Source organism: Dyella sp. M7H15-1 (assembly GCF_004114615.1).
Lineage (GTDB): Bacteria > Pseudomonadota > Gammaproteobacteria > Xanthomonadales > Rhodanobacteraceae > Dyella_B.
Window position 1 is genome coordinate 3,166,922 of record NZ_CP035300.1, and the last position, 13,407, is coordinate 3,180,328.

The window sequence follows — 13,407 nt, forward strand, 5'->3', positions numbered from 1 at the left end:
GAGGTAGTCGTGCGGACAACAAAAAAAGCCCGCGCGTCGGCGAGCTTTTTGTGGCCTGCATTTTTCAGTAATTGGCGGAGCGGACGGGACTCGAACCCGCGACCTCCGGCGTGACAGGCCAGCATTCTAACCGACTGAACTACCGCTCCGCATTGTTACTGCCTTCCAGCGCACTCAAACACACTAAAGTCCTTTTCCACTTTACCTCGACGGCTAAAAGTTGGCTGCCGGTTTAAAGTGGCGTCCCCACGGGGATTCGAACCCCGGTCGCCACCGTGAAAGGGTGATGTCCTAGGCCTCTAGACGATGGGGACGTGTTGTGTTGGTGGAGCCAGGCGGGATCGAACCGCCGACCTCCTGCATGCCATGCAGGCGCTCTCCCAGCTGAGCTATGGCCCCACGGCTGGAAGCCAAAAAGAGTAGGATGGATTGGAAATTCCGTCAAGCAATTTTTAAAAAATCTCATTGCTGGATGAGCCGGTTGTTTAGGCGTGGTCTGCATTACAAACGGTTGCCTTAAGCTGATGGCGAGACAACACCACGAGGAAGGCATGCACGATATCGGCTTCATCCGTGACTTGGCACTAGTGATGCTTGTGGCAGGAGCCACCACGGTGCTGTTTCAGCGCCTGCACTTGCCAGTGCTGCCGGGTTACATCCTTGCGGGGGTGGTGATCGGTCCGCATACGCCGGGCGTGCTCGTGACCGATCCGCGTGCGATCAGCGACATCTCCAACCTGGGTGTTGTGTTGCTGATGTTTACGTTGGGGCTGGAATTCAGCGTGCGCAAGTTACGCCAGGTTGGCGGCACCTTATTACTGATCACGGTGATCGAAGTCGGCTTCATGTTGTGGGTGGGGTATCAGCTCGGGCTGCTGTTCGGCTGGGGCGGACGCAATGCATTGTTCCTGGGCGCGATCATGGCGTTGTCGTCGACCATGGTGGCTACGCGCGCGCTGACAGAAAACCATTTGCGGCAATGGCCTTTTGCCCGACTGGTGGTGGGCATGTTGGTGGCAGAAGACATGCTTGCCATCGTGCTACTGACCTTGCTCACCGCCATTGCGATCAGTGGAACGGTACAAACGGTGGCGGCATTCAGCCTGGTAGGACATCTTGGTTTGTTCGTAGTCGCGGGCATGATCGTGGGATTGTTGCTGTTGCCACGCCTGGTGGATTACGTCGCGCGTTTCGATCGGGACGAAACGCTACTAGTCAGCACACTTGGCATCTGTTTCGGTACGAGCCTGCTGGCCGACTGGCTAGGTTTCAGCGTGGCGCTGGGCGCATTTCTCGCCGGTGCGGTGGTGGCCGAGGCGCGCAATGCGCCTCGGGTGGTGCATCTGGTCGAGCCGTTGCGCGACATGTTTGCCGCGCTGTTTTTCGTTGCCATCGGCCTGAAGATCGATCCGGCACAGCTTGCCCATTACGCTTTGCCGGCTGTGTTGATCGCACTCACTGTGATGATTGGCAAGAGTGTGGTGTGCAGCGCCGGCATGTTTTTCATCGGTCATGATGCGCGAACGTCTTTGCGCACTGGCTTGTGCATGGCGCAGATTGGCGAGTTCTCGTTCGTGATTGCCACGTTGGGACTGGCCCTGGGCGTGGCCAGTGATTTCATTTATCCGACTGCCGTGGCGGCTGCGTTGATTTGCATGATTGCGTCGCCTTATTTACTGCGTTCCGCGGATTTGCTTGCACGCGCAGGGGGGCATGTCGTGCCGCGTCCACTACGCTTGATGCTAACCAGTTACAGCGGATGGCTGGAGAACTTGCGGCCAGTCGATGAGAATGCGGTGTTGGCGGCGATGTTTCGCCGCCTGCTGTGGCACATCGCGGTGAACATCGCGCTGGTCATTACTTTGTTCGTGATTGGCGCTTACGTCAATGCACATAACACTGTTTGGTTCGAACGCTGGGGACTGAGTCGCGACATGCGTCATTCCCTCATCTGGGCATCCGCGCTATTCCTGTCGCTCCCTTTGCTGATTGCCGTATATCGCAAGGCTGAAGCGCTAGGCATGCTGTTGGCGGAGTTGGGCATACGCGAGCGTTTTGCTGGCGCCTACACCCAGGCTATTCGGCAGGTTCTTGCGAAATTGATTCCGCTGGCCACATTACTGGTGCTGGCCATCTTGGTGAGCGTGCTGGGCTCGGCGATTTTGCCGCCGCGTGGCGTGGCGTTTTCCCTTATTGCCGCGTGCGTAGTGCTTGCTATCTTGCTCTGGCGCGGGCTGGTGAAGGTGCATGCGCGATTGCAGGCGGCACTGCGTGAAACCTTGGAAAAGCCTTCACCTTCCGATCACAAATCGAGCTGAATGTGACGTCCTGCACATTCATGCGGATGAACCTTTTGATGGATATCGCGGTCAATGCCTGAACGTCGTTGCCAAGACCGGACTGGACACCGCACAATGCGTAGCCAGCCTCCATTTGGGGGAGGTCCGGCCGGCTCGCCGGCATATTCCATAACGAGGGAGTTCCAAATGAAGCAATTTCTGCGACCCACGCTGACGGCGGCCGCCCTGGCTGTTGCGATGGGCATGACTGCTGGCGCGCAGGCACAGACGTCGTCCGGCACCAGTGCTGCGACGGGCACTGTTGACAAGATCAAAGCCAGCACCGTGGTTGGCTATGAGTTGGCTGGTTCGGTACCGCCGGTCATGCGCGATGCCGTGGATCCGGCGACCGTTGCCAAGGCTGTTCAGGACGCACTCTCCGGCAAGAAGCCGCCGATGAGTGAAGCGGAGTTCAACTCCACCGCCCAGGCTTTCGAAGCCCAGTTGCGCACCAAGGCCAAGGCCGAGTTCGACGCCACTTCGGCCAAGAACAAGACTGAAGGTGAAGCCTTCCTGACCAAGAACAAGTCGGCCTCTGGTGTGAAGACCACGGCTTCGGGCCTGCAGTATCAGGTCATCACGCAAGGCACCGGTGCTCGTCCGGGTCCGAATGACACCGTGAAGGTGAACTACACCGGCACGTTCGTGAATGGCGAAGTGTTCGACAGCTCCTCCAAGAACAACCCTCCGGGCCCGACCTCAATCCCGTTGGCTCACGTGATCCCGGGCTTCCGCGAAGGTCTGCAACTCATGCAGGTTGGCGGTCACTACAAGCTCTTCATCCCGGCGAGCCTTGGCTATGGTGCTGAGCCGCAGCGTCCGTTCCCGCCGAATTCCACACTGATTTTCGACGTCACTTTGGTGAGTACGGGCCCGACCCCTGCTGGTACGGCTGGCCGCGATGCAGGTGGTCCCGGTGGTGGCGCCAATGGCGGCAGCAGCAATCAGTAATCGTTGCTGCTTATGCCATAAAGATTGCAGGGCGCGAAGCAATTCGCGCCCTGTTTCGTTGTGTGTGTCTTGCGCCTCTGTCGCTGACACTGCAATAACGGAGTGAGTGCGCAGGCGATCCGTGAAGGCGGTTTTGCCCAGTCCGCCAAGGAAGCGGATCGCTATGGGTTATTGCTGGCAGTGGAAGGCACGATGAGTGTGAGTTACTCGCACGGTGCTGCCACGGAATTGGGCCCGACCAGCAATTGCAAATGGCAGCAAGCCTCCGAGCAGATCAGCCAGCGGCTTGGATCGACGATGCAGCGGACGATTTCCGTGTGCGATCGCGAATCGGATATTTATGAATACCTAAGCTACAAATGTAGCCATGACCAGCGATTCGTGGTGCGATCGATGGAAGATCGTCGCCTGAGGGATCAAAAGCAAACACTTTGGCCAGCGCTCAAAGAAGGGGCCGCGACGGTAGGACAAGCGGTCGTGGCTATTCCCCAGCGAGATGGATGTAAGGCTCGCCAAGCCACGGTGGCGTTACGCAGCATGGAGAGGTGGCGCTGGCAGTGCCCCAACGCAAGCAAGGTGATTCATTGGCTATGCGGGTGGTCGTGGTCGAAGAAATCGATCCGCCCGCTTCCGTGGAGCCGCTGCATGGGATGTTGCTGACCAGCGAGCCGGTGGGAACGGTCCAGCAGGTGCAGGACGTGGTGCGTTTTTACACGTTGCGTTGGCGGATTGAGGAATTCCACAAAGCATGGAAAAGCGGCGCAGGTGTGGAGCGTCAGCGCTTGCAGAGTGCAGACAACTTGGAGCGCATGCTCGCCATCACTAGACAGGGCTTTGCCGAGGGATGCTTACTTGGGTGGGTTGGGGTTGCACCCCATCAGCGTTCTTATGCCAGCGTTAGCACGAACCTTGTCGGATATCTCCAATGCTCAGGGTGGCATGGAGAGGATCAAGAACACTCTACTTCCCCGTCAGTACGCTACTTACCCGATATTGCTCACACATGCTTTCTGTCTGCTGATGCCTCTCGGGCTGATTGGAACGCTCGGGTTGTGGACGCCTCTCGGCTCGACTGTTGCAGGATTCATGTTTCTTGCCATGTTACAAATGGGTAACGATTTGCAGAACCCTTTCGAGAACCGCGAGGACGACGTCCCTATGACAGCAATCACGCGGACCATCGAGATTGACTTGCGATGTTTTGGATGAGGTGCACGCGCTTGAGCCAATCCATCCAAGTCACGGAATTTTGCTTTAAACTTGTGATTCCTTCCGGTTCCCTGCATCTGCGGAGAAGCGAAGGTGGCTGATAGGATCACTCTTTCTTCTGGACCTAAAGACCGTGGAGATTCAAACCAATCGACTTCTGTTGCGGCCATGGTCCGGACAAGATCTCATCGACCTTTTGACTCTCAACAGTGATCCGCGAGTGCATGCTTGGTTGGGTGGTGCTGGCGTCGCTGAACGCAGTGCGGCTGCGCTGCGAAACTAGAGCCTGTCGTCATGAGGTGTTGAAATATGGTTAACTACCCGCCATCGAATCTTGCTGGATGGAATCCTCTGTGACTGCGGCCTATCGACGCCATGACATCTCCGATGAAAAATGGGGTTTGCTTGAACCCCATTTGCCGGGTCAAGCGGGCCGATGGGGGCGTGTAGCCAAAGATAATCGGCAATTCATCAACGCAGTGTTCTGGATACTTCGCACCGGAGCGCTGTGGCGAGATTTACCACCCGAGTACGGCGATTGGAAGAATACCCATCGGCGCTTTTGTCGCTGGCGCGATAACGGCACATGGGAAGGTCTGTTGGAACGTGTGATGGATGAGCCGGACTTTGAGTGGCTGATGATCGATGCCAGTCACTGCAAGGTTCATCCTCATGCAGCGGGAGCTCGTGGCGGCAATCAGGGCATAGGTCTCACAAAAGGGGGCGCAACACCAAGATACATTTGGCCGTGGATGCGCATGGTATGCCAGTCCGAATTCTTGTTACAGAGGGTACCCGGGCAGATTGTTCGCAGGCTGCGGAACTGATCAAAGACATTCCTGCTGAGCATCTCATGGCCGACAAAGGTTATGACAGTGATGCCATTGTTGAGCAGGCTCATGAGCAAGGCATGCAGGCGCATATTCCGCCACGTAAAAACCGAAAAGAGCCGCGCGACTACGACACGTACCTGTATCGTCATCGCCACCTGGTTGAGAATGCGTTTTTGTACCTGAAACAGTGGCGTGGTGTGGCGACACGCTACGCGAAGAATCTGTCCTCTTTCCTTGCCGCTGTGCAAATTCGCTGCCTCGTCATGTGGCTCAGAATCTTATGACGACATGCTCTAGGGTTTCTCATATGCCCTGTTAGAATAGTGCCCCCGAACAAGGTTTTGATCTCATCCGATGAAAGTCACCATTTTCGGCACCGGTTATGTGGGCCTGGTTACTGGGGCCTGCCTGGCCGAAATGGGTAACCATGTTGTGTGCGTGGATATCGATCAAGCCAAGGTGGCCCGCCTGGAGCGGGGCGAGATACCTATCTTCGAGCCCGGGCTTGAGCCTATCGTCCGCCGCAATCACGCCAACGGACAGCTTGAATTCACCACCGAAGCGGCATTGGCGATCGCGCATGCGCAGATCGTCTTTATTGCTGTGGGTACGCCGCCGGATGAAGACGGCAGCGCTGACCTGCAATACGTGCTTGGCGTGGCCCGATCGATCGGTCGCCATCTGGATCGCTATGCGGTCATCGTGAACAAATCCACCGTGCCGGTGGGTACTGCGGATAGTGTACAAAAAGCGGTGATGTCGGAGCTTTCCGCGCGTGGCGCACAGATCGAATTCGATGTGGTATCCAATCCGGAATTCCTGAAAGAAGGCGATGCGGTCGAAGATTGCCTGCGTCCGGATCGCATCGTAATCGGCAGCTCCAGCGAGCGCGCGATCGATCTGCTGCGCAAACTGTATGCGCCCTTCAATCGCAATCATGACCGTACGGTGGTGATGGATGTGCGTTCGGCCGAGCTGACCAAATATGCCGCCAACGCGATGCTGGCGACCAAGATCAGTTTCATGAACGAGATTGCCAATATCGCCGAGCGTGTGGGCGCCGATGTGGAGCTGGTGCGCCAGGGTATCGGTTCGGATCCCCGCATCGGCTATCACTTCATCTATCCGGGTGCTGGCTACGGCGGTTCGTGTTTTCCCAAAGATGTGCAGGCGCTGGAGCGGACCGCACGAGCTGTGGGTTACGACGCGCGGCTGCTGGAGGCGGTCGAGGCCGTCAATCACGAGCAGAAAGCCAAACTGTTCGGATTCATCCAGCGCTATTTTAATGGCGATGTGCGCGGTCGCACCGTCGCCCTATGGGGCCTGGCGTTCAAGCCCGATACCGATGACATACGTGAAGCATCCAGCCGCTGCCTGATGGAGGCGCTGTGGGAGGCGGGTGCCAAGGTGCGCGCCTTCGATCCCGAAGCGCGTGACGAAACACACCGCGTCTATGGTAAGCGCGAGGATCTAGTGGTGTGTGACAACGCTTACCAAGTGCTGGATGGTGCGGATGTATTGGCTATTGTCACCGAGTGGAAGGCGTTCCGCAGCCCCGACTTCGCTCGCATTCGCGCTACGCTCAAAGAGCCGGCTATTTTCGATGGGCGTAATCTGTATGAGCCCAAGGCAGTCGAAGAAGCAGGTCTGGCCTATTACGGTATTGGCCGCGGACGCAGTGTGTTGCAACCCGAGTGATGATGAGCAACCTGGAACAACGACTCACGGAGTTGGAAGTCCGGCTCACTTTTATCGATGATGCCGTCCAGGCGTTGATTACGGCCGATGCTGAGCAATCCTTGCGCATGGCCGAGCTGGAACGTCTGGTTCGCGAGCTGCGCAGCGAGCTGGCATCGGTACGTACCGGGAGCGGACACGATCCGCATTCCGAGCCGCCGCCACATTATTGAAGTGCCCCAAGTAATATCGGATGTCGATCATGGTCGATTCTTTGCGAGATCAACTGTTGAAGAGCGGTATCGTCAAGCAGCTCAAGGACGAGAAGCGTCAGCAGCAACCTGCGGCCAAGCCAAACGCACACGGCAAAGGCAAGCCGCCGCACAAATCCCATAACAAACCTGCCCGCAGTCAGGAAGAAATTGATCTGGCCAAAGCCTATGCCATGCGCGCGCGGACAGAAGCCACCGAGCGCAGGCGCGCCGAGCAGGAAGCTGCCGAGCAGGCGCGCCTGAAGCGCGAGCGCAAGGCCAAGGTGCAGCAACTGCTGGCAGGCAAAGTGCTCAACAAGCCTGATGCCGATCAGGCGCGTCATTTTGAGTATGGCGGCAAGATCCGTCGCTTGTACGTGGACGCCACGCAATGGGCCGACCTCAATGCCGGCAAATTGGGCATTGTGCAGAACGGTGGACGTTATCTGCTGGTCTCGCAATCCGTTGCCGAGCAGGTGCGAGAGATCGATCCACATTTGCTGGCGCTGCTCGTGGATCCTTCCTCCGGTGGTAGCGGGGAAGATGGTGTGCCTGATGATTTGATGTGGTGACTGGGGAGAACTTCTTCCCTCTTGCACACATGGCAAAAAGCCCACTGCCCAGCCTGCGCCGGGATAGCGGGCTTTTTGTCTATCAGTGACCCACTGACAACTCGACCGTGCTCTGCTTCAATGCCGGATGATCCCATCCGTTTTTCGGCGTGAAACGTTCCCCGTAACGCTTTGCCAGACTTTCAAGCTTCTGGCGAATGTTTTCCACGCCCTCGCTGCGCACGTACTGGATCGGACCACCGCGGAATGGCGCAAAACCGGTACCGAAAATTACACCGGCATCCAGCAGGTCGGCATCGTCCACCACCCCATCGCCAAGACAGGCGACCGCTTCGTTTACCATCGCAAGGATCATGCGCTCCTGCAGGTCCGGTGGTGGCGTGTAGTCGGGATCGACTTCAGGCTTTTGCGGTTTGCCATCCTGCCAGGTGTACAGGCCCTGGCCATCTTTTTTGCCGCGCTTGCCGGCTTCGAGCTTGTCTTCGAGCCCAGGCGGAAGTTCCAGTTCCAGGAACGGAGCCAATTCCTGGCCAACCGACGCACACACATCCAGTCCTACGGTATCGGCAAGTTCAATCGGTCCCATTGGCATGCCGAAGCTCTTGGCCTGCTTGTCCAGCACTGGGCCGGGCACGCCTTCGTTGTAAAGACGTAACGCTTCAAGCAGATATGGCATCAGGATACGGTTGACCAGAAAGCCCGGGGTGCCTTTGACCGCCACCGGCAATTTGTCGATGGCCTTGCAGAAGGCTAGTGCGCGTTTTTCGACGGCGGGGTCAAGTTGATCGTGACGCACCACCTCCACCAGCGGCATCTGCGCCACTGGATTGAAGAAGTGCAGGCCCAGGAAACGTTGTGGTGCCTTCAATCCCTTGCGCAATGCGTCGAGCGGAATCGATGAGGTATTGCTGACCAGCATTTCGTTGTTCTGGAATTGTGGTTCGATGGTGGCATACAGCGCTTCTTTCGCCTGGGCATTTTCGAAGATCGCTTCGATAGCCAGGTCGGCCTTGGCGACGCCGGCACCTTCCACATCCGGACGCAGACGGCGACTGGCCGCTTCCACTTTGTCGGGTATCTTGAGTTTTTTTTCGTACAGCGTACGGGCTCGATCCAGCGCAGGCTGGATGAGCTTCATCTCGCGATCCTGCAGCGTAACCTCGAAACCCTTGAAGGCAGCCCAGGCGGCAATGTCGCCACCCATCACGCCGGCACCGACCACGTGCACATGCTTGATGTTGGCATCGACCCCGCTACCTTGGCTCTTGAGGCGCTCCTGCAGGAAGAAGATGCGAATCAGGTTGTGCGCTGTCGATGTATTGGCCAGCTTGGCGACCGAACGTGCTTCCAGTTTCAGCCGCTGCTGGATGTCGCTGCCACCGCGCTTCCACACATCGATCAGCGAGAAGGGGGCCGGATAGTGTTCCTTGCGTACTTTTGTTGCGGTCTGCTTGATCACCATGGGTGCAAGGATTTGCCGCACCAACCAAGAGTTGGTGGCCCAGGCCGTAGCGCGTTGGGTGAGCGGACGCGCATGCGGATGCCGAAGTAGGGAGCGCGCTTCGGCCAGCAGCTCCTCCGGACGAGCTAGCCGGTCGATCACGCCCAGGCTCTTGGCGCGGCGGGCCGACAAGGCTTTGCCGGTCAACATGATTGCCAGAGCCTCAGGTGCGCCGATCAGGCGCGGCAGGCGGGCTGACCCGCCCCAGCCGGGGTGAATGCCCAACATCACCTCGGGTAGTCCGATACGGGTTTTGTCGTCATCGGTGGCAATACGCTGGCGGCAGGCCAGGATCAGCTCGGTACCGCCACCCATGCAGGCGCCGTGCACCGCGGCTACGGTCGGGCAGGGCAGGCGGGCCAGCGATTCGAACACACGCTGGCCGTTCTCAATGTTTTCCTGCACGGTGCCGTGCTTGGCGTACTCGACGAACTGCTTGATGTCTGCACCGACAGCGAATCCGTTCGATTTGGCCGAATGGATAATCACGCCGGTGGGCTTTTCGATGGTCAGCCGTTCGACAATCTGACCAAGTTCATCAAGCACTTCGCGTGAAATCGCGTTGACGCTGCTGTTGGCACGATCCAGGGTCAGGGTGACGATGCCGTCGTCATCCAGGCTCGTCTTCCAATGGTTGAAACGCAATCCTTCGAACATAGGGCTAAGGGGGTGGCCGAGATATCCTCACCATACCGTCCCGCAGCGTCGATTGCGAGACGCCTTGGTCCAATAAAGACGCTTATGCCGCAATGCCGCAAGCCCCGGGACTAGCGGATGTCGTGTGCGTCACGCCATGACATTCCCGCTATTGCGCTCGGCGCGCGAGTGCGTAACGTACAAGAAGCGACGATTTTTCCTTTTGCGGGTGCTATGACTTCCTTGATGGCTCCAGCGCCGCTTGCCGGCAGTGACATCTACGAGCGCATCCTGACTGCTCCCGGTGGGCTGGTTGTGCTTGAGCACGACAACAGCCAAGTCCTGATCGAGCAGTTTCGCGCGATCGCAAGATACAACGGCCAATCTGTCTATGTTTGGGATCCTGAGCGCGGCATGGAGAGCCTACGCGAGGCACATGCGTACATCGCAGGGTCACAGCGGCTAGGCAACGCCCTGCGCTATATCCAACAAAGCATTCACTTTGGGGTGTATTTGCTTTCGCCGTTTCCGTTGCCGATGTCGGCGGTGGACAGCAGCCTGCTGCGCCAGCTTGCGCGCGCACCGGCGGGTCACGTGCGGCGGGTGGTTTTGCTGGATGCGCTGCCAGCATGGGTGGCCAGTTTCGACGATGTGGCCGTGCGCCTGAGCAGCACCGCGTCCGTGACACAGCGTCCACGTTTGCGCGATGGGCGCTGGTTGCTGTGAACAGCGCTACGCCCCAGGCCAGTATCTTGCTGGTTGCATCGCAGCGCGAGCTGCGGCGCGAAGTGTTCGATGTGCTGGGTCGCGAAGGCCACCCAATCATCTATTCGGCGCGGGACACCACCCATGCCGCCATTTTGCTGGAAGGGCGCGAGCCGCTGGCGTTGATGGTGGTGGCTTTCGACGGTGATGGACGTTCTAGCCTGACCCTATGCGAACAGTTGCGCCTGCTTCCGCCGTGTACTGATGCCCCCATCATTGCGGTGCTAGCGGACGATGCGGCCATTAAGCCTACCCAGCTTCCTACGATGGTCAATGCCTGGCTATACGCGTCCCAGGTGGGTACGGAACTGATTCCTCGATGGCAGCAACTGCACAGCGGCAAACCCCAGTCCGTGGTGGTGGAAAAGCCGGCCAGTGTTTCGATGGTTGTATCGGGCCTGTCGCCGTCCAGCAGGGACTACCGATTTGTATTTGAAGATGGCGATGGCGACTGGCTGATTCTGGATCCGGTAGCCGCGCGCGTGGTGGAAGCCAGTCCGGCCTACATGCGGCACAGCGGCCTCGCCAATAGCGTGCTAACCGGGTTGTCATTGCGCGAAGTGCTGTCGTTCGAGAACGTCGCGATGGAAAAAGCGTTCAGTGACGCGGATCGTCGCTGGCTACCCTGTCAACGCAAATCGATCCGCGGACATGACACGGGCGAAGCAAGTGTGCGTCGGGTGCGTCACAGTGGCTGCGAATGGATTGCCTTGCAGTTTCGCAGTGATCATGCGGGTGTGCGCCCGGCCGTTGCATTGACGCTGCTGGCACGTCTATTCAGCGGCGGGTACGACGATGCCGGCGTGACGAACGCCGCGCAATTGCTGCTCGATGAAATGGGCATGGATTACCTGGCAGTCTGGTCGGCGCGCCCGGAAGAGAGCAGTGTTCCTGTGCAGGTCGTGCAGCGTTTGCGCGGCGATGATCAGGCCCTGCCGGGGCCACAGTTGCAGAGTTCGCTGCGATGGGTGCTGGGCGGCCGCACCTTGATGCATCCTCACGATGCAAGGCGGCTTGCTGATGTCGATCCCTTGATTGGCCAATTGGGTCTGCGTGGATTCGTGGGTTTGCCTCTGCTCGACGAACGGCATAGCGTGCTCGGGGCCTTGCTGGCTGGCAGTCGCAATCCGTTTGGAGAACCCGAAATCGTGGAGCCAGTGCTGCATTGTGCGGCGGCTCACTTTGCGCACATGCTGGAGCTGCGCCGCACTCGCGAGCAGGGGCGTGCGGAAGGCCTGCTGGATGCGCTGACTGGTCTGCCCAATCGTTTGTTGTTCAACGATCGCCTCGATACGATTATTCGCGAGGCGCATCGTACCGGGGAAACCTTCGCGGTGCTGTTTGTTGACCTGGACCGATTCAAGTTCATCAACGATACGCTGGGCCACGCAGTAGGCGATCAAGTGCTGGTGGCGGTCACCCAGCGACTGCGCAGTAGTGTGCGTGCGTCCGATACCGTAGCGCGTTACGCGGGTGACGAGTTCATCATCGTGCTGCGGCACATCGTGAAGACGGATGACGTGCTGCGCGTGGCTGAAAAAATCGTACAGCTCATGGGTGTGTCGTTGCATCTGGATGATGGTCCGGAGTTGCAGGTCACGGCATCCATCGGTATCAGCTTCTTCCCGGAAGATGCGCCCGATGCGGAAACCTTGCTCAAGCATGCCGACGAGGCGATGTATGCGGCCAAGAGCATGGGGCGCAACAACTACCGCGTCTACGACGTCAGTCCGGCGCAAGAGCAGCAGAACGCTACTTTGAAGGCTCGGCTTCGTCATGCCGAAGGCAATGGCGAATTGCGCGTGTTCTATCAGCCGCAGATCAACGCGGGGACGGAAGATATCGTCGGCATGGAGGCCTTGCTGCGTTGGGAGCATCCTGAGCTTGGCAACATTGGTCCCGGCTTCTTTATTCCGCTGGCGGAAGAAACGGGCCTGATTGTTTCCATCGGCGAGTGGGTGTTGCGCATGGCTTGCAAGCAGTCGAAAGCCTGGGAAGATCGTTTCGGTCTGGGATTGCGGCTCGGCGTAAATCTCTCTGCCGTGCAGCTCATGCAACCCGATCTTTCCGAAGTGGTTGCGAACGTGCTGGAAGAGACGGGGCTCGATCCAGGCTTGCTGGAGCTGGAAGTCACCGAAAGTATCAGCATCAAGGCCGCCCCGAATCTGATGGAGAACATGCAGAAGCTCCATCGACTGGGCTGCCACATTGCCATTGATGATTTCGGCACCGGCGCCGCTTCGCTGGATTACCTGCGCAAGCTGCCGGCAGACCGGATCAAGATCGACCAGAGCTTCGTGCGCAATATCGGCGTTGATCCGGATGACGAAGCCATAGTGCGCGCTACCATCGATATGGCGCATCGGCTGAAGCGCGGCGTGGTAGCCGAGGGTGTGGAGATCGAGCAGCACCTTCAATTCCTGCGTACCAACCAGTGCGACGAGCTGCAGGGTTATCTGTTCTGCCGGCCGTTACCGCATGGTAGCTTCGAGCGCCTCTTGTCCGAGCGTGAGCGCCTGCTGTCCGGCATCCCGGAAAAACTGCCGGCTTGAGCTCGGCGGGGGCGTCCTTATCTTAGAATCCCAATAGGCCGTGACATTCGTGCTGAACTTGCTGGCACGGAGTGGGTCAGATCAGCTCACCTATCCGATGGACGGCATCCCGGTATGGTCC

The 13,407-nt window shown here is 58.4% G+C and carries 8 protein-coding genes, 3 tRNA genes and 1 pseudogene; 8 read left to right on the forward strand and 4 right to left on the reverse strand.

The genetic code is table 11. From position 1 onward, the window contains the following. Positions 1-72: 72 nt before the first annotated feature. The 3 genes from EO087_RS14510 to EO087_RS14520 all read right to left on the reverse strand — a co-directional run bounded on the left by EO087_RS14510 (position 73) and on the right by EO087_RS14520 (position 399). A tRNA-Asp gene (locus EO087_RS14510) sits at positions 73-149 on the reverse strand. Positions 150-238: 89 nt separating this feature from the next. Continuing rightward, positions 239-314: transfer RNA gene (locus EO087_RS14515), tRNA-Glu, on the reverse strand. Between the two features lie 9 nt (positions 315-323). After that, positions 324-399: transfer RNA gene (locus EO087_RS14520), tRNA-Ala, on the reverse strand. 152 nt (positions 400-551) lie between these two features. On the opposite strand from EO087_RS14520, the gene EO087_RS14525 reads away from it, so the two are divergent. The 6 genes and pseudogenes from EO087_RS14525 (at position 552) to EO087_RS14560 (ending at position 7,832) form a co-directional block, all read left to right on the forward strand. Beyond that, positions 552-2,318, forward strand: a complete 1,767-nt coding sequence (locus EO087_RS14525; protein WP_128899491.1) for a cation:proton antiporter — start codon at positions 552-554, stop codon at positions 2,316-2,318. Positions 2,319-2,486: 168 nt separating this feature from the next. Further along, positions 2,487-3,290, forward strand: coding sequence for an FKBP-type peptidyl-prolyl cis-trans isomerase (locus EO087_RS14530; protein WP_128899492.1), 804 nt, complete (start codon positions 2,487-2,489; stop codon positions 3,288-3,290). A 1,550-nt stretch (positions 3,291-4,840) separates the two neighbouring features. Further along, positions 4,841-5,616: pseudogene (locus EO087_RS14545) on the forward strand (IS5 family transposase). A 70-nt stretch (positions 5,617-5,686) separates the two neighbouring features. After that, complete coding sequence (locus tag EO087_RS14550) at positions 5,687-7,030, forward strand: UDP-glucose/GDP-mannose dehydrogenase family protein (RefSeq protein ID WP_128899495.1); 1,344 nt, start codon at positions 5,687-5,689, stop codon at positions 7,028-7,030. A gap of 2 nt (positions 7,031-7,032) precedes the next feature. After that, complete coding sequence (locus EO087_RS14555) at positions 7,033-7,242, forward strand: SlyX family protein (RefSeq protein ID WP_205744494.1); 210 nt, start codon at positions 7,033-7,035, stop codon at positions 7,240-7,242. A 29-nt stretch (positions 7,243-7,271) separates the two neighbouring features. Then, entirely contained in the window at positions 7,272-7,832 is a 561-nt protein-coding gene (locus EO087_RS14560; RefSeq protein ID WP_128899497.1) for a DUF2058 family protein, read from the forward strand. An 82-nt stretch (positions 7,833-7,914) separates the two neighbouring features. Here EO087_RS14560 and EO087_RS14565 read toward each other — a convergent pair whose 3' ends face one another. Then, a complete protein-coding gene (locus EO087_RS14565) occupies positions 7,915-9,990 on the reverse strand; it encodes a 3-hydroxyacyl-CoA dehydrogenase NAD-binding domain-containing protein (RefSeq protein WP_128899498.1) in 2,076 nt (691 codons plus the stop codon). A 213-nt stretch (positions 9,991-10,203) separates the two neighbouring features. Between EO087_RS14565 and EO087_RS14570 the strand changes: the two genes are divergently transcribed. Both EO087_RS14570 and EO087_RS14575 read left to right on the forward strand, forming a co-directional pair. Beyond that, a complete protein-coding gene (locus tag EO087_RS14570; protein WP_128899499.1) occupies positions 10,204-10,695 on the forward strand; it encodes a hypothetical protein in 492 nt (163 codons plus the stop codon). Further along, positions 10,692-13,286 carry an EAL domain-containing protein gene (locus EO087_RS14575; RefSeq protein ID WP_240669066.1) on the forward strand — a complete coding sequence of 865 codons (2,595 nt, stop codon included), beginning with the start codon at positions 10,692-10,694 and terminating at the stop codon, positions 13,284-13,286. Before EO087_RS14570 ends, EO087_RS14575 begins: the two co-directional genes overlap by 4 nt. The last annotated feature ends 121 nt before the right edge of the window (positions 13,287-13,407 follow it).

Coding starts and splice junctions, on each gene's coding strand:
- EO087_RS14525 (WP_128899491.1), top strand. CDS start 552: ATGCACGATATCGGCTTCATCCGTGACTTGGCACTAGTGATGCTTGTG.
- EO087_RS14530 (WP_128899492.1), top strand. CDS start 2,487: ATGAAGCAATTTCTGCGACCCACGCTGACGGCGGCCGCCCTGGCTGTT.
- EO087_RS14550 (WP_128899495.1), top strand. CDS start 5,687: ATGAAAGTCACCATTTTCGGCACCGGTTATGTGGGCCTGGTTACTGGG.
- EO087_RS14555 (WP_205744494.1), top strand. CDS start 7,033: ATGAGCAACCTGGAACAACGACTCACGGAGTTGGAAGTCCGGCTCACT.
- EO087_RS14560 (WP_128899497.1), top strand. CDS start 7,272: ATGGTCGATTCTTTGCGAGATCAACTGTTGAAGAGCGGTATCGTCAAG.
- EO087_RS14565 (WP_128899498.1), bottom strand. CDS start 9,990: ATGTTCGAAGGATTGCGTTTCAACCATTGGAAGACGAGCCTGGATGAC.
- EO087_RS14570 (WP_128899499.1), top strand. CDS start 10,204: ATGACTTCCTTGATGGCTCCAGCGCCGCTTGCCGGCAGTGACATCTAC.